Source organism: Terrabacter sp. P5_B1 (assembly GCF_056400505.1).
In genome coordinates, this window is sequence record NZ_JBFULD010000608.1 from 1 (window position 1) to 741 (window position 741).

General features: G+C 73.5%; 1 protein-coding gene. It reads left to right on the plus strand.

From position 1 onward, the window contains the following. The first annotated feature begins 129 nt into the window (after positions 1-129). Positions 130-540, plus strand: a complete 411-nt coding sequence (locus AC1DP0_RS22375) for a hypothetical protein (RefSeq protein WP_478088848.1) — start codon at positions 130-132, stop codon at positions 538-540. Positions 541-741: the final 201 nt, after the last annotated feature.

Below are 741 nucleotides of genomic sequence, written 5' to 3' on the forward strand. Positions count from 1 at the left end.
CCTCGACCCCGCGCTCGTCGCCTGGTTCGAGGGCGGCCAGCCCTGAGCGGTATCACCGCGCTCGCGAGCCCCCTCTGAGGTGAAGGGCCGCTGGCCGGGCAGGCCCGACCGACCAAGGACGTGGCCACCATGAGCGTCACCGACGTCTTCCCCCTCATCAGGATGCCCGACGCGTGGCCCGTGCCCGTCGTCGCGACGATCGCGATGGTCAGCCTCGCCGGCCTCGACCTCGCGGGCGCGCTCTTCGCCAAGGAGTGGGCGCAGAACGGCAGCGCCCGGGGCCTCGTCCTCGGCGCGGGCGCCTTCCTCGTCCTCTTCTGGGTGTATGCGTCGTCGCTGAGGTACGCCGAGCTCGCCCTCGTCACGATGGGCTGGATCGTCATGCTCCAGATCGGGCTCGTCCTCGTCGACCGGTGGCGCTACGGGGTGGAGCTGCCCACCGGCAAGTGGGTCGCCATCGGGATCGTGCTCGTCGCGCAGGCCTACCTCGTGCTCGCGCCGAGCGTCACGCCGGCGAGCGCTGCCGCAGGCGGCGGCTAGACTCCGGAGACGGACAGGGGTGCTCCGGGTCGCCGTCGGCGCCTCCTGTCGTCCCGCCCCGTCCCACCCTCCGTGCCTGCCGCAGTCCCCGTCCGGCCCAGTGCCGGGCGCCCCCGAAGGAAGTCCATGCGTCGTCGTCTCGTCCGCCCCACGACGGTGGCGGCGATAGGCGTGCTCGCGCTGGCGCCGGCCAGCGCCTGC